The organism is Streptomyces lothianensis (assembly GCF_047779955.1).
Classification (GTDB): domain Bacteria; phylum Actinomycetota; class Actinomycetes; order Streptomycetales; family Streptomycetaceae; genus Streptomyces.
The window spans coordinates 109,812-129,653 of sequence record NZ_JBLMKT010000049.1 but is presented as its reverse complement, the minus strand read 5'-3'; the positions used below and the strand labels follow the sequence as shown (position 1 = coordinate 129,653).

At 70.8% G+C, this 19,842-nt stretch carries 15 protein-coding genes and 1 pseudogene; 8 read left to right on the top strand and 8 right to left on the bottom strand.

The features are described 5' to 3' along the window. Positions 1–71: 71 nt before the first annotated feature. From ACLF6P_RS18000 to ACLF6P_RS17970, 7 genes are all read left to right on the top strand, one after another. Positions 72–527, top strand: coding sequence for a hypothetical protein (locus tag ACLF6P_RS18000; RefSeq protein WP_415951459.1), 456 nt, complete (start codon positions 72–74; stop codon positions 525–527). A gap of 74 nt (positions 528–601) precedes the next feature. Then, a complete protein-coding gene (gene rlmN / locus ACLF6P_RS17995; RefSeq protein ID WP_415951457.1) occupies positions 602–1,708 on the top strand; it encodes a dual-specificity RNA methyltransferase RlmN in 1,107 nt (368 codons plus the stop codon). 305 nt (positions 1,709–2,013) lie between these two features. After that, complete coding sequence (locus ACLF6P_RS17990; protein ID WP_415951456.1) at positions 2,014–3,111, top strand: thiamine ABC transporter substrate-binding protein; 1,098 nt, start codon at positions 2,014–2,016, stop codon at positions 3,109–3,111. Between the two features lie 92 nt (positions 3,112–3,203). Beyond that, positions 3,204–4,829, top strand: a complete 1,626-nt coding sequence (locus ACLF6P_RS17985) for an ABC transporter permease (protein ID WP_415951556.1) — start codon at positions 3,204–3,206, stop codon at positions 4,827–4,829. A gap of 25 nt (positions 4,830–4,854) precedes the next feature. Further along, on the top strand, positions 4,855–5,910 hold the full coding sequence (locus tag ACLF6P_RS17980) for an ABC transporter ATP-binding protein (RefSeq protein WP_415951454.1): 1,056 nt from the start codon (positions 4,855–4,857) through the stop codon (positions 5,908–5,910). Between the two features lie 278 nt (positions 5,911–6,188). Continuing rightward, a complete protein-coding gene (locus tag ACLF6P_RS17975) occupies positions 6,189–7,403 on the top strand; it encodes an NAD(P)/FAD-dependent oxidoreductase (RefSeq protein WP_415951453.1) in 1,215 nt (404 codons plus the stop codon). A 51-nt stretch (positions 7,404–7,454) separates the two neighbouring features. Then, positions 7,455–8,405, top strand: a complete 951-nt coding sequence (locus ACLF6P_RS17970; protein WP_415951452.1) for a sigma-70 family RNA polymerase sigma factor — start codon at positions 7,455–7,457, stop codon at positions 8,403–8,405. A gap of 131 nt (positions 8,406–8,536) precedes the next feature. Here the strand turns inward: ACLF6P_RS17970 and pucD are convergent, their stop codons facing one another. From pucD to ACLF6P_RS17940, 6 genes and pseudogenes are all read right to left on the bottom strand, one after another. Continuing rightward, on the bottom strand, positions 8,537–10,963 hold the full coding sequence (pucD, locus tag ACLF6P_RS17965; RefSeq protein ID WP_415951450.1) for a xanthine dehydrogenase subunit D: 2,427 nt from the start codon (positions 10,961–10,963) through the stop codon (positions 8,537–8,539). Between the two features lie 82 nt (positions 10,964–11,045). Next, positions 11,046–11,465, bottom strand: coding sequence for a VOC family protein (locus ACLF6P_RS17960; protein WP_415951448.1), 420 nt, complete (start codon positions 11,463–11,465; stop codon positions 11,046–11,048). 89 nt (positions 11,466–11,554) lie between these two features. Then, positions 11,555–12,715 carry a hypothetical protein gene (locus tag ACLF6P_RS17955; RefSeq protein ID WP_415951446.1) on the bottom strand — a complete coding sequence of 387 codons (1,161 nt, stop codon included), beginning with the start codon at positions 12,713–12,715 and terminating at the stop codon, positions 11,555–11,557. A 386-nt stretch (positions 12,716–13,101) separates the two neighbouring features. Next, a pseudogene (locus ACLF6P_RS17950) lies at positions 13,102–13,800 on the bottom strand (ABC transporter ATP-binding protein); the annotation flags it as partial. 217 nt (positions 13,801–14,017) lie between these two features. Further along, positions 14,018–15,397: an aspartate aminotransferase family protein gene (locus ACLF6P_RS17945; protein WP_415951444.1), complete on the bottom strand. Its 1,380-nt coding sequence runs from the start codon at positions 15,395–15,397 to the stop codon at positions 14,018–14,020. After that, a complete protein-coding gene (locus ACLF6P_RS17940) occupies positions 15,382–15,882 on the bottom strand; it encodes an Lrp/AsnC family transcriptional regulator (RefSeq protein WP_415951555.1) in 501 nt (166 codons plus the stop codon). The genes ACLF6P_RS17945 and ACLF6P_RS17940 overlap by 16 nt, the downstream gene beginning before the upstream one ends. A 241-nt stretch (positions 15,883–16,123) precedes the next feature. On the opposite strand from ACLF6P_RS17940, the gene ACLF6P_RS17935 reads away from it, so the two are divergent. Next, entirely contained in the window at positions 16,124–17,560 is a 1,437-nt protein-coding gene (locus ACLF6P_RS17935; protein WP_415951443.1) for a gamma-aminobutyraldehyde dehydrogenase, read from the top strand. Here ACLF6P_RS17935 and ACLF6P_RS17930 read toward each other — a convergent pair. Both ACLF6P_RS17930 and ACLF6P_RS17925 read right to left on the bottom strand, forming a co-directional pair. Then, positions 17,532–19,037, bottom strand: coding sequence for an MFS transporter (locus tag ACLF6P_RS17930; RefSeq protein WP_415951441.1), 1,506 nt, complete (start codon positions 19,035–19,037; stop codon positions 17,532–17,534). The genes ACLF6P_RS17935 and ACLF6P_RS17930 overlap by 29 nt on opposite strands. Continuing rightward, a complete protein-coding gene (locus ACLF6P_RS17925) occupies positions 19,034–19,720 on the bottom strand; it encodes an ArsR/SmtB family transcription factor (RefSeq protein WP_415951440.1) in 687 nt (228 codons plus the stop codon). The genes ACLF6P_RS17930 and ACLF6P_RS17925 overlap by 4 nt, the downstream gene beginning before the upstream one ends. Between the last annotated feature and the right edge of the window lie 122 nt (positions 19,721–19,842).

Sequence of the window (19,842 nt, the reverse complement as noted above, 5' to 3'; positions counted from 1 at the left end):
ACGGGCGCATACGGGGCATGCAGGCGCATCCGGATGCGAGACCGCCGTGCGGGTACGACATGATCATCCATATGGATCACCCGCACCTGCCGACCACCGAATCCGCCGTCACCGCTCTCCACACGATCGCGGAGGAACAGAACCGCGAGATGACCGTCGAAGACTCCATCGGCGCGGACCAGACCTCACGACGGACCTCGGCAGGTGCCTTCACCGTCCTCGACCCGGACGGCTCGCTGCCGCACGAGGCGTTCGTCGAACTGGGCGGAGCCCCCGTGGTCAGCGTGCGCCTCTTCCCCGAGGACGACGCCACGATCACCGTCGACGGAGTGGACTTCCACGATGTCCCGCGAGACGCGGTACCGGCCTTCCTCCGCTCCGTCTACGGCGGCCTGGCGTACGTGAAGGGCAAGTTCTTCCCACCGGGCCAGTGGCTGATCGTCCCGCTCCCGGGCGACGAGACCTACAGGGAACTGATCCCCAGCACCCTCCTGACCCCCTGGCTGGCCCGCAGCGTGCGCAGGTAGCGGCGGCTGCCCTCCGAACCCTCCACAGTGGCGACCGCAGGGCATGTCCATTTGTCTGCGACACTGGTACAGCCATGCCTAAGCCCGGAGAACTTACATTCGTCGCCCCCCGCGGAGCCAAGAAGCCGCCGCGGCATCTTGCCGATCTTTCGCCTGCTGAGCGCAAGGACGCTGTCGCCGCTGTCGGGGAGAAGCCGTTTCGTGCGAAGCAGCTGTCCGCGCACTACTTCGCGCGGTATGCCCATGATCCTGCCGAGTGGACGGATATTCCGGCCGCCTCGCGCGGGAAGCTGCAGGAGGCGTTGTTGCCGGAGCTGATGTCCGTCATGCGGCATATCTCCTGTGATGACGACACCACCCGCAAGACCCTGTGGAAGCTGCATGACGGGACGCTCGTCGAGTCCGTGCTCATGCGGTATCCCGACCGCGTGACGATGTGTATCTCGTCGCAGGCCGGGTGCGGGATGAACTGTCCGTTCTGTGCGACAGGGCAGGCCGGCCTTGACCGGAACCTGTCGACCGCCGAGATCGTGCACCAGATCGTGGACGGTATGCGGGCGCTGCGGGACGGGGAGGTGCCGGGCGGGCCGGCGCGGCTGTCCAACATCGTGTTCATGGGGATGGGTGAGCCGCTCGCCAACTACAACAGGGTGGTGGGGGCCATTCGGCGGCTGACCGACCCGGAGCCCGATGGGCTGGGTCTGAGTCAGCGGGGGATCACTGTCTCCACCGTCGGGCTGGTTCCGGCGATGCTGCGCTTCGCCGACGAGGGCTTCAAGTGCCGGCTCGCCGTTTCGCTGCATGCTCCGGACGACGAGCTGCGCGACACCCTCGTACCGGTCAATACGCGGTGGAAGGTGCGGGAGGTGCTCGATGCCGCGTGGGAGTACGCGGAGAAGTCGGGGCGCCGGATTTCCATCGAGTACGCGCTGATCCGGGACATCAACGACCAGGCCTGGCGTGGGGACCTGCTCGGGCGGCTGCTCAAGGGGAAGCGGGTGCACGTCAACCTGATTCCGCTGAATCCGACGCCCGGCTCCAAGTGGACGGCCTCGCGGCCCGAGGACGAGAAGGCTTTTGTCGAGGCGATCGCCGCGCATGGGGTTCCGGTGACGATCCGGGACACCCGGGGGCAGGAGATCGACGGGGCCTGCGGTCAGCTTGCGGCTTCCGAGCGCTGAGCTGCGTGAGAGGGTGCTCCGGTACGCGTACGGCGTCCGAGCGCTGAGACCCGTACGGGTGTCCGGCGGCCACCAGGTAGCCTGGCTGGAAACATCTGCATATTCCGACAGGGGAGCGCCACAGCGCTGAGAGTGCGGACGCCAAGATCAGCACGATCCGGCCGCCGCAGACCCTCTGAACCTTGCCCAGGTCATTCTGGGTAGGAAGTTCGGTCACCACTCCATGCTGTTGCGCCCTGCCCGGAAACCCTCGGCGGTCTCCGGGCGGGGCCGCGTCTCTTCCTGGTCACTTCCAGGAGGAATCAGTGAGCAACACCAGAAGCGTCACCGTCACCGCCGTGGCCACCGGCCTCGGTCTGCTCGCTCTAGCCGCCTGCGGCAGTGGCGAGTCGTCGGGCACCGGGTCCGGCGAGGATTCAGGCTCCAAGACCGTCACCCTCGTCAGCCACGACTCCTTCAATGCCTCGAAGGAAGTGCTCGCGGCGTTCGAGAAGCAGTCCGGCTACAAGGTCCAGGTCCTCAAGAGCGGTGATGCGGGCGAGGCCGTCAACAAGGCCGTGCTCTCCAAGGGCAACCCGCAGGGCGATGTCTTCTTCGGCGTCGACAACACGCTGCTCTCGCGCGCCCTCGACAACGAGATCTTCGAGGCGTACGAGGCGGAGGGGCTGGACAAGGTTCCGGCCGGTCTGCAGCTCGATCAGGGCAAGCACCGTGTCACGCCCATCGACACCGGCGACATCTGCGTCAACTACGACAAGGCGTACTTCGAGGAGAAGAAGCTCGACCCGCCGCAGACGTTCGACGATCTGGTCAAGCCCGAGTACAAGGACCTGCTCGTCACCGAGAACGCGGCGACCTCCTCGCCCGGCCTCGGTTTCCTGCTCGGCACGGCCGCGAAGTACGGCGACGACGGCTGGCAGGACTACTGGTCCAAGCTGAAGGACAACGGCGTCAAGGTCGTCGACGGCTGGGAGCAGGCGTACAACGAGGAGTTCTCCGGCTCGGCCGGCGGCAAGAAGGCGAAGGCCGACCGGCCGCTCGTCGTCTCGTATGCCTCCAGCCCGCCCGTCGAGGTTCTCTACGCCGAGGACAAGCCCAAGGAGGCGCCGACCGGCGTCGCCACCGGCACCTGCTTCCGGCAGACCGAGTTCGCGGGGCTGTTGAAGGGTGCGAAGAACGAGGCGGGCGGCAAGGCGCTGATCGACTTCCTGATCTCGAAGCAGTTCCAGGAGGACATGCCGCTGCAGATGTTCGTCAACCCGGTGATCGAAGGCGCCGAGCTGCCGAGCCTGTTCACGGAGTTCGGCGAGCAGGCCGTCGACCCGCAGACCATGGATCCGAAGAAGATCGCGGACAACCGTGAGGACTGGATCAAGTCGTGGCAGTCGGTCGTCGTGAAGTAGACCTGCCTGTAAGGGAGGGGCCTGCAGGGAAGGGGCCTGTGCGGAAGGTGCCTGTACGGGCGGTGTCTGTGCGGGATGTGAAGGGTGGCGCGATCCGGTTCGGCCTGTTGGTCGTGCCGGTCGTGTTCTTCGCGCTGTTCTTCGCCTATCCGGTTTCGTCGATCGTCGGCCGTGGTCTGAAGGAGGCTGACGGGAGCTGGCGCTTCGGCCGGTTCGGCGAGGTGCTCGCCGATCCGGTGATCCTCGACGTCCTGTGGTTCACCACCTGGCAGGCGCTCGCCTCGACCGCGCTCACGCTCCTGATCGCGCTCCCCGGCGCGTATGTCTTCGCGCGCTTCGACTTCCCCGGCAAGCAGCTCCTGCGTGCCGTGGTCACCGTCCCGTTCGTGCTGCCCACCGTCGTCGTCGGCTCCGCCTTTCTGGCGCTGCTCGGGCGCGGCGGGCTGCTCGACGAGGCATGGGGGATGCGTCTGGACACCACGGTCTGGGCGATTCTCCTTGCGCATGTTTTCTTCAACTACGCGGTGGTCGTCCGCACCGTCGGCGGGCTCTGGTCGCAGCTCGACCCGCGGCAGGAGGAGGCCGCGCGGATGCTCGGTGCCTCGCGCTTCGCGGCCTGGCGCAAGGTGACCCTGCCCGCGCTCGGTCCTGCGGTCGCGGCGGCCGCGCTGATGGTGTTCCTGTTCACCTTCAGCTCCTTCGGCGTCGTCATGATCCTCGGCGGGCCCTCGTTCGCCACGCTCGAAGTGGAGATCTACCGGCAGACTGCTCAGCTGCTCGCCCTCGACACGGCCGCCGTGCTGACGATGGTGCAGTTCGTGGCGGTGCTCTCGATCCTCGCCCTGCACGCCTGGACCGTACGGCGCCGTGAGTCGACACTGAGACTTGTCGATCCGGCGCAGACGGCACGCAAACCCCGCGGTGCTGGGCAGTGGGCGCTGCTCGCCGGGGTGCTGCTGACCGTCGCGCTGCTGATCGTGTTGCCGCTCGGGGTGCTCGTGCAGCGCTCCTTCGCCACCGCAGGCGGCCTCGGGCTCGGCTACTTCCGGGCGCTGACCTCTGCGGAAGGCGGGGCCTTCCTCGTCCCGCCGATCGACGCCGTGGGCAACTCACTGGAGTACGCGGTGGTCGCCACCGCCATCGCCGTGCTGATCGGCGGGCTCGCGGCGATGGCGCTCACCCGCCGCGCGGGCCGTCTCGTACGCGGCTTCGACGCGCTGCTCATGCTGCCGCTCGGGGTCTCGGCGGTGACCGTCGGCTTCGGGTTCCTGATCACGCTCGACGAGCCGCCGCTCGACCTGCGTGCCTCCTGGATCCTGGTGCCGCTGGCCCAGGCACTGGTCGGCGTCCCCTTCGTCGTACGCACGATGCTGCCCGTGCTGCGGGCCGTCGACGAGCGGCTGCGGGAGGCGGCGGCCGTGCTCGGGGCCTCGCCGTGGCGGGTGTGGCGCGAGGTCGATCTGCCGCTCGTACGGCGGGCGCTGCTCATCGCGGCCGGTTTCGCCTTCGCCGTTTCGCTCGGCGAGTTCGGGGCGACCGTGTTCATCGCCCGGCCGGATAATCCGACCCTGCCAGTCGCCGTGGCCACGCTGCTCGGGCGGGCCGGGGAGCTGAACTACGGGCAGGCGATGGCCCTTTCCACCCTCCTGATGCTGGTGTGCGCGGTGTCGCTCTTGCTCCTGGAGCGGATGCGCACGGACCGGACCGGGGAGTTCTGATGACCGTCAAGCCGGGGGAGTTCCGATGACCGTCCGTGGTGAGACAGGCTCGCCGACCCTGCTCGGCCTGTCGGACGTACGGGTCCGATTCGGCGGGCATACGGCGCTGGACGCCGTGGACCTGGAGGTCGCCGAGCACGAGATCGTCTGTGTGCTCGGCCCGAGCGGGAGCGGCAAGTCGACGCTGCTTCGGGTGGTCGCGGGGCTGCAGGGCATCGACTCTGGGCGGGTGCTGCTCGGCGGGCGCGACCAGCGGGGTACGCCCGCGCACCGACGGGGCGTGGGTCTGATGTTCCAGGACCATCAGCTGTTCCCGCAGCGTGATGTGGGCGGGAACGTGGCCTTCGGGCTGCGTATGCACGGCGCCTCGAAGGCCGAACAGGCCAAGCGGGTGGCCGAGTTGCTGGACCTGGTCGGGCTGCCGGGCGCAGGGCGCCGGGCCATCGGCTCGCTCTCCGGCGGCGAGCAGCAGCGGGTGGCGCTGGCCCGCGCCCTCGCGCCGCGGCCGCGGCTCCTGATGCTCGACGAACCGCTCGGCCAGCTCGACCGCTCGCTCCGCGAACGCCTCGTGGTCGAACTGCGGGAGCTCTTCGGTGAACTGGGCACCACCGTCCTCGCCGTCACCCACGACCAGGGCGAGGCCTTCGCCCTCGCGGACCGGGTCGTCGTCATGCGCGAGGGGCGGATCGCCCAGTCCGGGGCGCCGCTGGAGGTGTGGCAGCGGCCCGCGGACGCCTTCGTGGCCCGTTTCCTCGGCTTCGACAACGTGGTCGAGGCGATGGTGACGGGGGAGGCGGCCGACACCGTCTGGGGCAAGATCCCCGTCCCGCCGGACACGCCTTCCGGTCCCTGCCCGCTCCTGGTACGGCCCGCGGGCGTACGTCTGGTGCCGACCGCCGAAGCCCAGCTGACCTGCATGGTCGCCGCCCGCACCTTCCGCGGGACGCATGTCACGCTGCAGCTGCAGCCCTCGAACGCGCCCCGCATCGAGGCGGCCTGCGCGCTGCGGGACGCGCCCGAGCAGGGGAGCGCGGTCGGGGTGGCGTTCGATGCGGCGGAGGTCGTGGCTCTGGGGGTCTGAGCCGCCGCAGCGTCTCGGCGGTCTCCTCCACCGCGTCCACCGGTGCGATCCGCGGCGCCATCGCCGCCTCCGGCGTCGCTCGCAGGAGGAGGCGAGGCCCTGTGGCTCACCTCACACGTGCTGTCTGTCAGGGATCGGCAGGCTGTCCCGTTCAAGCAGCGAGACGGACAGAGACAGCGACACAGACAGCAACACGGACAGCGACGCAGCCAGCGACACAGGCACAGAGATCGACAGCGACACGGACACGCGACCCACCGACCCGATCGGAGCACCCCATGAAGCACCGCATCCTCGTCCTCGGCGCCGGCTACGCAGGGGCCTACGCGGCCGGGGTCCTGGCGCGCCGGCTTTCCGCCGAGGACGCCGAGATCACCGTGGTCAACGCGGCGGAGCACTTCGTCGAGCGGATGCGTCTGCACCAGCTCGCGGCCGGCCACGAGGTCGAGCCCCGCAGGCTCGCCGACATCTTCGCCGGTACGGGCATCCGCCTGCGCCTGGGACGGGTCACCGCACTCGACCCGGAGCGCCGGACCGTCACCGTGGCGGATGACGAGGGCGGCGCCGAGCTCGGCTACGACACGCTCTTCTACGCGCTCGGCAGCCGCGCCGCAGACCACGGCGTCCCCGGGGTCGCCGAGCACGCCTTCGACGTGGCCGCCCGGCCCGCGGCGCTGCGGCTGCGCTCCCGCCTGGACGGGCTGGGCGAAGGAGGCCGCGTCGTGGTCGTCGGCGACGGACTGACCGGCATCGAGACCGCCACCGAGTTCGCCGAGAACCGGCCCGGGCTCTCCGTGACCCTGATCGCCCGCGGCGAGCTCGGTGAAAGGCTCGGCACCGGGGCCCGCGGCCACCTGCGCCGAGCCTGCGAACGCCTCGGCATCACGGTCCTGGAGCACACCACCGTCGCATCCGTGGAAGCCGCACGGGTGCGCTGCTCCGACGGCACCGAGGTGACCTCCGACGCGACCGTGTGGACGGCCGGTTTCGCGGTCGGCCCGCTCGCGGCCGTCAGCGGCCTGGAGGTGACCGGGAGCGGGCGGATCGTCGTCGACCGCACCATGCGCTCGGTCTCACACCCCGAGGTGTACGCGATCGGCGACGCCGTGCACGCCGTCGGCGACAACGGGCTGCCGCTGCCCATGTCCTGCGGCTCGGCCGGCTACACCGCCATGCAGGCGATCGAGGCGCTCCTCGCCCGGCTCACCGGACGCGAGGTCCCGCACACCAAGCTCGTGTACACCCTCAACCACATCAGCCTCGGGCGACGGGACGGGATCCTGCAGCCGATCGACGCGCAGGCGCAGGGCAAGCCGAAGTACGTGGGCGGCCGGAAGGCTGCGCGGATCAAGGCGGTCATCATCAAAGGCTCGCTGTGGGCCACCGCGCACCCGACGTTCGGACTTCCCAAGCGCAGGCACCGCCTGGTCGCGTCGTCCGACGGCTCCACCACGGCGGCGGCGCACGAGAAGGCCGCCGTATCCCGGGCGTGAGCGGCCGGACGGACTCCCGTGACCGGCCGGACGGACTCTGAGGTGATGCCCGTGGACAGTGCAGCCGTCGACCGCTTCGACACCGGCCTCTTCGAAGCGAGCCGCCGCCGGCTCGCCTCGCTGGCCTACCGCATGCTCGGCTCGGCCGGGGATGCCGAGGACATCGTCCAGGACGCGTTCCTGCAGTGGCAGGCCGCGGACCGGCAGCGGATCAGGGTGCCCGAGGCCTGGCTGACCAAGGTGGTCACCAACCTGTGCCTGGACCGGCTCCGCTCGGCCCAGGCCCGCCATGAACGCACTTTCGGCGCCTGGCTGCCCGAGCCGCTCCTCGAAGGCGATCCGATGCTCGGGCCCGCCGAGACCTTCGAGCAGCGCGAATCGGTCTCCCTCGCCGTGCTGACGCTGATGGAGCGGCTCTCCCCGGTGGAGCGGGCGGTCTATCTCCTGCGGGAGGCGTTCTCGCACAGCCATGCCGAGATCGCGGAGATCCTCGACATCAGCGAGTCGGCGAGCCAGCAGCACCTGCACCGGGCGCGCGGCCGCGTCACCGCCGCGCGCCGCCGCGGCGAGGTCGATCCCGCCTCCGCGCGCAGGCTCGTCGAGGAGTTCATGATCGCCGCGACCTCGGGGCGCACCGAGCGTCTGGTGGCGCTGCTCACCGATGACGCGACCGCCGTATCGGACGGCGCGGGCCTGAGTGCGAAGCTGATGCGCTACGACACCCCGGAGCGCATCGCGGCCATCGCACGGGCCGGGTTCCGCTCCACGCCTGCGAAGCAGCGCTTGGCGGGTGGGGTGTCCGCCGTTCACTTCGCGTGGGTCAACGGCGGGCCCGCCATCCTGTTCATCCCTGAGGGGCGGGTGGTCGGCGCCGTGACCTTCGATCTCGCGGACGGTCGGATCGCCGTGGTGCGTGGTATCGCTGCCCCCGCGCGGCTGGACCGTCTCACGGAGTCCTGGCACCGCCGGGAGCCGGGTGAGCCGCTTATCAGTGAGTGGTGATCACCCCGGGGCCGCTGTCGGTGGGTGAGCGGGGGGGGCCTGCGGCGCTTTCTCCCCGCCCCGCCCCGCCCCTTCCCGAAACCGGGGGCTCTGCCCCCGGACCCCCGCATCCGAACTTCGTTCGGATCGCCTCAAACGCCGGCGGGGCTGGGGTTGCCTGCGGGGCCGGGATTGCCGGCGGGGCTGGAAAGGTCGACGATGTGCTCCGGACGCACCGGCACCCTCCGCAGGTCGCGGCCCGTCGCCCGGCGGATGGCCGCGACGATCGCCGGGGTCGAGGACAGCGTCGGGGCCTCGCCCGCGCCGCGCAGGCCGTAGGGGGCGTGCGGGTCGGCGAGTTCCAGGAGGTCGACGGGCATCGGCGGGGTGTCGAGGATCGTCGGGATCAGGTAGTCCGTGAAGGACGGGTTGCGGACCAGGGAAGCCGAGGCATCGAGGACGATCTCCTCCATGACCGCGAGCCCGAGGCCCTGCGTCGAGCCGCCGTGGACCTGGCCGAGGACCGAGAGCGGGTTCAGCGCCTTGCCGACGTCCTGGGCGCAGGCCAGCTCCACCACCTTCACCAGGCCGAGTTCCACGTCCACCTCGACCACCGCGCGGTGTGCCGCGAAGGCGTACTGCACATGCCCGTCGCCCTGTCCGGTCACCGGATCGAAGGCCTTGGTGGGCCGGTGGCGCCATTCCCGTTCCACGTCGACGGCCTCGGTGCCGAGGACGTCCGCGAGTTCGGCGAGGATCTCGCCGTCCGCCCCCGTCACCTTGCCGCCCGCGAGCCGCAGGCCCGTCACGGAGGGCCAGCCGAACTTCCGTTGCCCGAGGGCCAGTACGGCCGCCCGGACCTCCTCGCAGGTGTGCTTGATCGCACCACCGGTGACGTACGTCTGCCGGGACGCGGAGGTCGAGCCCGCGTTGCCCGCCGAGGTGTCCGCGGGCCGCAGTGTCACCTGCGAGACGCCCAGTTCGCTGCGGACGATCTGGGCGTGCACCGTCACCCCGCCCTGCCCCACCTCGGCCATCGCCGTGTGCACGGTCGCCACGGGCTGCCCGGCGAGGACTTCGAGGCGGACGCGGGCGGTGGAGTAGTCGTCGAAGCCTTCGGAGAAGCCGACGTTCTTGATGCCGACCGCATAGCCCACACCCCGTACGACGCCTTCGCCGTGCGTCGTGTTGGACAGGCCGCCGGGCAGTTCCCGCAGGTCCGCCGGGCCGCCCGCAGCCTCCCAGGGGGCCTCGGGCGGCAGGGGCAGTTCCTTGACGCGGCGCAGGAGTTCGGCGACCGGGGCGGGGGAGTCCACGCGCTGCCCGGTCGGCATGACCGAGCCCTGCCGCATGGCGTTGCGTTGCCGGAAGTCCACCGGGTCCAGGCCGAGTTCGGCTGCCACCCGGTCCATCTGGGACTCGTAGGCGAAGCAGGCCTGCACCGCGCCGAAGCCGCGCATCGCCCCGCAGGGCGGGTTGTTGGTGTACAGGCCGAGCACCTCGATGGCGGCCACCGGGCAGTCGTACGGGCCGAGGCCGAGCGAGGCCGCGTTGCCGACCACCGCCGGGGTCGAGGAGGCGTAGGCGCCGCCGTCGAGCACGATCCGCGCGGCCACATGCGTCAGTTTGCCGTCGCGGGTGGCTCCGTGCTCGTAGTGCAGCTTCGCGGGGTGGCGGTGGACATGACCGAAGAAGGATTCGTACCGGTTGTAGACCATCTTCACCGGGCGGCCCGTGTGCAGTGCGAGCAGTGAGGCGTGCGCCTGCATCGACAGGTCCTCGCGGCCGCCGAAGGCGCCGCCGACGCCTGAGAGCGTGAGCCGCACCTTCGATTCGGGCAGTCCGAGCACCGGGGCGATCTGCCTGCGGTCCGCATGCAGCCACTGCGTGGACACGTACAGGTCGATCCCGCCGTCCTCGGCCGGTACCGCGAGGCCCGATTCGGGGCCGAGGAAGGCCTGGTCCTGCATGCCGACCTCGTAGTCCCCGGACACGATCACATCGGCGCGGGCCCGGGCCGCCGCCAGATCGCCGCGGGTGACCGGCTGGCGGTGCAGGATGTTGGGGTGCGGTACGTGACGGGCGTGCGCGTCCTCGCGGTCCGGATGCAGTACGGGGGCGTCCGGGGCGGTCGCGGTGGCCTCGTCGGTGAGGGCGGGCAGCACCTCGTACTCGACGATGATCCGTTCCGCGGCCCGCCGCGCGGTCTCCGGATGATCGGCCGCGACCAGGGCGACGGGTTCGCCGTGGAAGCGGACCCGGCCGTCGCACAGGACGGGCTGGTCGGTGATCTCCAGGCCGTACTTCTTCGCGTGCGGGAGGTCCTCGTGGCTGAGAACCGCCCGGACACCGGCAAGGCTCAGGGCCGGACCGGTGTCCAGGCGGGTGATACGGGCGTGCGCGTGCGGGGCGCGCAGGGTGTGGCCCCACAGCATGTCCTCGTGCCAGAGGTCCGAGGCATAGGCGAACTCGCCCGTCGTCTTGAGCGTCCCGTCGGGCCGGAGCGTGGACTCCCCGATCCCGCCCGGGGTGCGGGTGCCCTGCGTGAGGCGCGTCGGGGTGTTCGTGACTCCGGCCATCTCGGGCCTCCGCTTGCTCGCCGGGGACGCCTTGCTGCTTCCAGGATCGGGCCTGCTTCCAGGATCAGCACTGCTTCCAGGATCAGCCCTCGACCATGGCCGGGTCCATCCACATGACCTCGAAGTGGTGGCCGTCCGGGTCCTGGAAGGAGCGGCCGTACATCTGGCCGTAGTCCTGGGGGTCCTTCGCGGGGGAGCCGCCGGCGGCGAGCGCGCGGTCGCACAGCTCGTCCACCGCGGTGCGGCTCTCGGCGCTCAGAGCGATCAGCGTCTCGTTGGCCGCCTTGGAGTCGGCGAGCGGCTTCGAGGCGAACTCGCCGAACTTCGCCTCCGTGAGCAGCATGATCACGATGCTGTCGCTGATCACCACCGAGGCGGTGTTCTCGTCGCTGAACTGGGGGTTGATGGTGTAACCCAGTTCCGTGTAGAACTTCTTCGCCGCGTCGAGGTCCTTCGTCGCGAGGTTGATGAAGACCATCTGCTGGTACGCGTTGTCCGCCATTGTCATCCGCTCCTGTGTCGATGTCGTTCGCTACGCAGGGTTAGACGGCGGGCCGGGGGAGAACTCATCGGCCCTCGGCGAGAAGTTTTTCAGTTTCTCAAGGGGGCCGCAGCGAGGAGCGCGATGACGCAGGTCAGCGGCGTGAACAGGGCGAGCAGCACGGCCGTCCTGAGCGCCACGGCGGACCTGAGCACGGTCCGGGGAGCCCCGAGCCGCAGCAGTACGGTCCTCGTGTGCGCCCGGGCCTGGCGGGCCTCGACGGCCGCCGTGAGCAGCGCGAGCAGGGTGCAGGCCGCCACCAGGGAGCCGCCGAGTGCGGTGAGCGGGCCGAAGGACCTTGCCGGGCCCGTGTACAGGAACAGCGCGGCGACCGCGGCGGAGACGACCGCGCACACCACGCCGAGCGGCCGCCCGATCCGTGCGGCCTCTTCCTGCAGCACCCGGCCCGCGAGCAGCCGCACGGCATCGGGGCTGCGGGACTGCAGCAGGCGGCCGCAGAGGTGGGTGAGGCCGGGGCCCGCGAGCGCGAGTCCGAGGGCCGTGACGGCCCAGCCGGCCAGGACCCCGGCCGGGGTCGCCGCCAGATGTCCGGGAAGCGGCATCCCCATGCCGTCGCGCCCGGCCGCGATCAGCTCCACGGTCAGGCCCGCCGCGATCAGCGCCATGCCCCACGGCAGTCCGGTCGGGGCGGGGGCGGGTGGTTCGGGCCGCGCGGGGGCGAGCAGCTCGCCGGGGTGCGGGCGGCGCGGGCGCAGCGCGAGGGCGCAGGCCGCGGCGGCGGTGAGCGGGGTGAGGGCGAGCAGGGTCAGGGCGGCGGCGAACGGCAGGCTCCGGCCCGCGCCCAGGAGCGCGGCGGCCTCGCCGTCCATCGGCAGTCCGGTGAGGTCTCCGCGCAGATGGAGGAAGAAGGCGAGTGCGAGCATCGAGCCGAGCGCGCAGGACATCAGGGTGTTGACCGCGGCGAGCAGCATCATGCGGTGCGGGCCGAAACCGACGGCCGACAGGCCCCGTTGGACGCGGGTGCCCGGGTCGGTGCGGGCGACGGCCACCGCGAGCTGCACGGTCGCGGCGAGCGGCGGCAGACACCACAGGAGCCGGAGCATTCCGGCGCGGCCCGCGCCGGGGTGACCGAGGGCGTGGCCCATCGTGCTCAGCAGCAGGAAGCCGGTGCCTGCCGCGGCGGCCGAGACCGCGAGCCGACGGAGCAGGACGACGGGATGGGTGCCGCGGGTCAGACGGAGAGCGAGCACGCGGAGCCTTCCGGGGCGGGGGCCGGGACGCCGGGGGAGGCGCCCGCGGGCTCGTCGGGCGGGGCGGCGGGGTGCGTGGCCGGGTGCGTGGCCGGGGGCGCGGCGGGGTGCGCGGCGGTGCGCGAGGTGGCCGGTACGGCGGCGGTGGCGGAAGCGGGGGCAGTGGCGGCCGGTACGGGGGCGGTGGCGGAAGCGGGGGCAGTGGCGGCCGGTACGGCGGCGGTGGCAGAAGCAGGGGCATCGGCGGCCGGTACCGCGGCGGGGTGCGCGGCCGGGGGAGGGGTGGCCGGTGAGGCAGCGGAGTGCGCGGCCGGTGCGGCGGCAGCGGCCTTCGCGGGCTGCGGCACCGGCACCGGCACCGGCGCAGTCAGCGGTTCCGCGGCGGCCGAAGGCCCGGGCACCCGCGCCGAGTTGACCCGGCGGCCGTCCAGCAGCCGTACCGTACGGTCCGCGATCGCCGCCACCTCGGGGTCGAAGGTGGCGAGAACCACCGTGAACCCGTGCGAGCGCGCCGCCGTCGTCAGCGTGCGCAGGACGTGCGCGCTCTCGGCGCGGTGCAGCGGCGCGGTCGGCTCGTCCGCGAAGAGCACCGTCGGCCCGGTGACCAGGGCGCGGGCGATCGCGACTCGCTGCCGCTCGGACTGCAGCAGCGCATGCGGCCGCGCACCCGCGCAGGCCCCGATGTCGAGCCGTTCCATCCAATCCGCCGCGGCCCGGCGCGCCGCCCGGTGCGGTTCGCCGCGCAGCAGCAGCGGCAGCGCAACGTTTTCCCACGCGGTGAGTTCGGCCACGAGGTCGGGCTCGGGCCCGATCCACCCGAAACGCTCACGCCGCAGCCGCTCCCGTACGAGGGGGCTCATGGTGTGCACGGGCGTGGAGTTGAACCACACCTCGCCCCGCTGCGGCAGGAGTTGGCCGGACAGGCAGTGCAGCAGACTCGTCTTGCCGCTGCCGCGCGGTCCGCTGACGGCGAGGATCTCGCTCTCGCGCGCCTCGACGGAGACACCCGTGAGGGCGGGTGAGCCATTGTGCGAGACGTGCAGGGCATGCGCCCAGAGCACGTTGTTGTCCGGCGGGGCCACCATGACGTAACACCTCGGTTCTGTCGGGTACGGCGGTGAGCTGACGGCGACCGTGGGGCAAGTCCCGTACCGCGTAAGGGCGAACGAGGACTGCGGCCGACAGGTCACACGCACCGTAGGGACGAACCGGGGCAGTGCGGACAACACGTGGCCCGGGCAGCCGCGTTCTCACTCGAACGGGGCACCCGGGCCGGTGTGCGGCAGACTTGCGGCAGGGGGACTACAGCTTGGTCCACGCCTCCGTCAGTACGGTGCGCAGGATCTGCTCGATCTCGTCGAAGGTCGACTGGTCGGCGACCAGCGGCGGCGCGAGCTGGACGACCGGGTCGCCGCGGTCGTCGGCGCGGCAGTAGAGGCCGTTGTCGTAGAGGGCCTTGGAGAGGAAGCCGTACAGGACGCGCTCCGTCTCCTCCTCCGTGAAGGTCTCCTTGGTGGCCTTGTCCTTGACCAGCTCGATGCCGTAGAAGAAGCCGTTGCCGCGGACGTCGCCGACGATCGGCAGGTCGTGCAGCTTCTCCAGGGTGGCCCGGAAGGCGCCCTCGTTGTCGAGGACGTGCTGGTTCAGCTTCTCCTTCTCGAAGATGTCGAGGTTGGCGAGGCCGACGGCCGCGGAGACCGGGTGGCCACCGAAGGTGTAGCCGTGCAGGAAAGTGTTGTCGCCCTGGTAGAACGGCTCGGCGATGCGGTCGGAGATGATGCAGGCGCCGATCGGGGAGTAGCCCGAGGTCATGCCCTTCGCGCAGGTGATCATGTCCGGTACGTAGCCGAACTTGTCGCAGGCGAACATCGTGCCCAGGCGGCCGAAGGCGCAGATGACCTCGTCCGAGACGAGCAGCACGTCGTACTGGTCGCAGATCTCGCGCACGCGCTGGAAGTAGCCGGGCGGCGGCGGGAAGCAGCCGCCGGCGTTCTGCACCGGCTCCAGGAAGACGGCCGCGACGGTCTCGGGGCCCTCGAAGAGGATCTGCTGCTCGATCTGGTCGGCGGCCCAGCGGCCGAAGGCCTCGGGGTCGTCGCCGTGGATCGGGGCGCGGTAGATGTTGGTGTTCGGCACCTTGTGCGCGCCGGGCACCAGCGGCTCGAACGGGGCCTTCAGGGCGGGGAGTCCGGTGATGGACAGGGCGCCCTGCGGGGTGCCGTGGTAGGCGACCGCACGCGAGATGACCTTGTACTTGGTGTGCTGTCCGCGCAGCTTCCAGTACTGCTTGGCGAGCTTCCACGCGGTCTCGACGGCCTCGCCGCCGCCGGTGGTGAAGAAGACCTTGTTCAGGTCGCCGGGCGCGTGGTGCGCGAGGCGCTCCGCGAGCTCGACGGCCTTGGGGTGGGCGTACGACCAGACCGGGAAGAAGGCGAGCTCCTGCGCCTGCTTGTAGGCGGTCTCGGCGAGCTCGACGCGGCCGTGGCCCGCGTTGACCACGAACAGGCCGGCGAGGCCGTCGAGGTAGCGCTTGCCCTTGTCGTCGTAGATGTAGGTGCCTTCACCGCGGACGATGGTCGGCACGGGGGCGTTCTCGTACGACGACATCCTGGTGAAGTGCATCCACAGGTGGTCGTAGGCGGTCTGGGAGAGGTCCTTGCCCATGGTTATCGGGATCCCCATTGATAGGTCTGCTTCTTGAGCTTCAGGTAGACGAAGCTCTCGGTGGACCGCACGCCGGGCAGGGTGCGGATCCTCTTGCTGATGACGTCGAGCAGATGGTCGTCGTCCTCGCAGACGACCTCCGCGAGCAGGTCGAAGGACCCCGCGGTGAGCACCACGTACTCGACTTCGTCCATGGCCGTCAGCGCGTCGGCGACCGGGTCGAGCTCTCCGTCGACGTTGATGCCGAGCATCGCCTGCCGCCGGAAGCCCACGGTGAGCGGGTCGGTGACGGCGACGATCTGCATCACGCCCTGGTCGAGCAGTTTCTGCACCCGTTGGCGCACGGCCGCCTCGGACAGGCCCACGGCCTTGCCGATGGCGGCGTACGGACGCCTGCCGTCCTCCTGGAGCTGCTCGATGATCGCCAAGGAGACGGCGTCGACGCTGCCGGGAGTCTTGCCACTGTTGTCTGCGCTGCGACTGGCCACGAGCCCACTGTGCAGGAGAGGTCGTCACTCTCGCAAGCCCAGAGCGATGAAATTCGTTGTCCAGGACTTCTTGAAGCGCGGATTCCGTAGTTGTGACCTGAGCGGTATGTCGAAAGCGTCGGCGCTCGGACTAGTGTGGGGTCTCACGTACTGGACAGGCCGGGCACCGGACGCGAGCGGACCGGGCGGCCACGGCCACTGACCACGTACGGACGTACGTACGCCCAAGGGAAGCACCACAACAGGAGGCCGGGCAGTGAGCACCGAACTGCGTCGTCTGCGGAACTACATCAACGGCGAATTCCGGGAGGCGGCCGACGGCCGCACCACCGAGGTGGTGAACCCGGCGACGGGCGAGGCGTACGCGACCGCGCCGCTCTCGGGCCAGGCCGACGTCGACGCCGCGATGGAGGCGGCTGCCGCCGCGTTCCCCGCCTGGCGCGACCTCGTACCCGGCGAGCGCCAGAAGTACCTGCTCAAGATCGCGGACGCCTTCGAGGAGCGGGCCGAGGACCTCATCGCGGCCGAGGTGGAGAACACGGGCAAGCCCATCGGGCTCACCCGCGAAGAGGAAATCCCGCCGATGGTCGACCAGATCCGCTTCTTCGCGGGCGCGGCCCGGATGCTGGAAGGCCGCGCGTCCGGCGAGTACATGGACGGACTGACCTCGATGGTGCGCCGTGAGCCGATCGGTGTCTGCGCGCAGGTCGCGCCGTGGAACTACCCGATGATGATGGGCGTCTGGAAGTTCGCCCCGGCGCTCGCCGCGGGCAACACCGTCGTCCTCAAGCCCTCGGACACCACCCCCGCCTCGACCGTCCTGATGGCCGAGATCATCGGCTCGATCGTGCCCAAGGGGGTCTTCAACGTCGTCACCGGCGACCGTGACACCGGCCGCATGATGGTCGAGCACAAGACGCCCGCCATGGCCTCCATCACCGGCTCGGTGCGCGCCGGTATGCAGGTCGCCGAGACCGCCGCCAAGGACCTCAAGCGCGTCCACCTGGAGCTCGGCGGCAAGGCGCCCGTCGTCGTCTTCGAGGACACCGACATCGCGAAGGCCGTCGAGGAGATCTCCGTCGCCGGCTTCTTCAACGCGGGCCAGGACTGCACCGCCGCGACCCGCGTGCTCGTGCACGAGTCCATCCACGACGAGTTCGTGACCGCCCTCGCCAAGGCGGCGGCCGACACGAAGACCGGAATGCCGGACGACGAGGACGTCCTCTACGGGCCGCTGAACAACCCCAACCAGCTTGCCCAGGTCTCCGGCTTCATCGACCGGCTCCCGGCGCACGCGCGCGTCGAGGCCGGTGGCCACCAGGTCGGCGAGAAGGGCTACTTCTACGCGCCGACCGTCGTCTCCGGCCTCAAGCAGGACGACGAGATCGTCCAGCACGAGGTGTTCGGTCCTGTCATCACCGTCCAGTCCTTCTCCTCCGAGGAGCAGGCCGTCGAGTACGCCAACGGCGTGGAGTACGCGCTGGCCTCCTCGGTGTGGACCAAGGACCACGCGCGGGCGATGCGCATGTCCAAGGTGCTCGACTTCGGCTGTGTGTGGATCAACACCCACATCCCGCTGGTCGCCGAGATGCCCCACGGCGGCTTCAAGAAGTCCGGCTACGGCAAGGACCTCTCGTCGTACGGATTCGACGACTACACGCGGATCAAGCACGTGATGACCTCGCTGGGCTGAGTGCCCCGTTGTCGCGAGGCGGCCCCGCTGATGTGCGGGGCCGCCTCTGGCGTTGCCGGGCCCATACGCGGGCGGGGTGGGCCAGTCCGGCCAGGTTCGTCGTGAGGAAGTAGGCGACTGCGCCGGTGAGCAGGACCGGGGTGAGCCCCGCCCCCGCGACCGCCGCGCCGGCGAGGAGGGCGCCGAGGGGGATGCCGGACCAGGCGAGTGCATCGCCGAGCGCGTTGACGCGGCCGAGCAGGCGGCGTGGTACGCGCTCGAAGAGGATCGCGGCGAGGACCGGATTGACGAACCCGGCCCCGAACCCGCTGAGCACGAACACGGCGATCACCGCACCGAGCGGCAGATCGACGCCGAGGACCAGGAAGCGCGGCGCCCCGCACAGCAGGAACCCGGTCAGCACCGTCGCCCTGCGCCGCAGCCGGTGCGCGACGGCCGTGGCGATCAGACTCCCGGCCACCGCCCCCGCACCCATCGCACTGCCGAGCAGACCGATGGCCTCGGGCCCTCCGCCGGATGCGTTCGCCCATACGGGGATGAGCACCATGGAGACCGCCGCGTCGAGCAGATTGGTGATGCCCACCATGACGGTGAGGGAGAGGAGCAGCGGCTCGCGGCGCAGAAAGGCAAAGCCCTCGCCGAACCGCTGCCAGTAGCCGGGGCCATCGCTCGATTCACCCACTTCCCGCGATGCACACGCTCCCCGTGCTCCCCGTGCTCCCGGTGCTCCCCCCGCTCCCGCGCCGCTCGCCGCCGCCCCGGCGCCCGTCGGCTCTCTCTCCGGCGGCACCGCGAGCCCCATCCCGCGCGGCAGTGCAAGCCCGATGATCACTGAACCGAGCGCGAAACAGGCCGCGTTGACGCTCAGCCCCGCCATCGGCCCGAGTAGCGCCACGAGCGAACCGCCGACCGCCGGACCGGCCGTGGCGGCCAGCCTTTCGATCACCCCGGACACCCCGGTGGCCCGTTCGAGCCGGACTGCGCCGCGTTCGGCGGCCTCGGGCACCATGACCTCCTTGGCCAGATCCCCCGGGCCGCGCGCCGCACCGATCACCGCGACCAGGGCGAGGAGCACCGGGAAGGACAGCAGGCCGAGCAGGTGAAGCAGCGGCACCACGGCCGCGGCCGTGGCGCTCGCCACGTCGGCGGCCCAGGAGACGGTTCGTGGCCCGATCCGGTCCACGAGGGGACCGGTGAGTGCCTTCACCACCACGTACGGCGTCATCTCGCAGAAGACGACGAGGCCGGTCTGTGTCGCGCTGCCGGTCGTGACGAGCACGAACCAGGGCAGGGCCACGACCGAGATACGCGTCCCGGTCAGCGCCATGGCCATCGCGGCGAGGACGCCGACCAGCGGCCGCAGGCTCCGCTGCCCGAACGGCCGCCCGGTTAAGCCCTCCGTGCCGCCCCCTCCGGCGGCTTCCGCGCGGCTTCCTGTGCCCCCGACGTCAACAGCGGCCGGGATGTCCCGCCTCATGACTGGTCCGTCCCGGAGTCGCTGTCCGAAGTGTCCAGCTCGGGCAGCATCTGGGTGATGACACCGATCCGTTCGGCGCCTTCGGGGGCGCTCGCCGCCGCTTCCGGGGTGTCCCACCGGTAGCGGTCCAGGAGGTCCGCCATCTCCTGGCGCAGCCTGCGGGCCTCGGCGGGGGTGAGCCGCAGCGCCCGGTCGCTCATGTCGAAGGTGCCCCGCCAGGCCTCGGGCAGGGTTTGCAACTCGCTGAGGGCCTGCTGGGTGCGCATGGCGTACGTGGAGGCCACGGACTGCAGATACGCGAGCGCTGCCTCGGGGTTCTGGTCGATCACCTCGCGGTCGCTGAGGTCGGTCATCCGGTGCACCGCACGCCACCAGCGTTCGCGTGCGTTTCCGCGCCCGGTGTCCTCCTCGACGAAGCCGGCCGCGTCGAGCTGGCGCAGGTGGTAGCTGGCCGACCCGGAGTTCACTCCGAGGCGCTCGGCGAGCCGGGTCGCCGTGGACGGCCCGAACTTCCGCAGCAGCCCTACCAGTTGCACCCGTACGGGATGGGCAAGGGCCCGCAGGCCCTTGGCGTCGAGGAACGCCGTGTCATCGGAAGCGGGGGTGGGGGTGGGGGTGGGGGCGGAGGCGGGGAGGCGGTCCGTGTGCTCAGGGTGCGCGCTGGGCGCTGTGTCGTCAGCCATGCGGTCAGCGTAGACCGCAAAGAGTTCTTCGCAAAGACATCTTCGCGAAGAACTCTTCGGGAATGGCCGTTCGTGCGGAGCTTGTGGAGGACCCCCGGCTTTTGAACGCGTTCAAAGAGGCG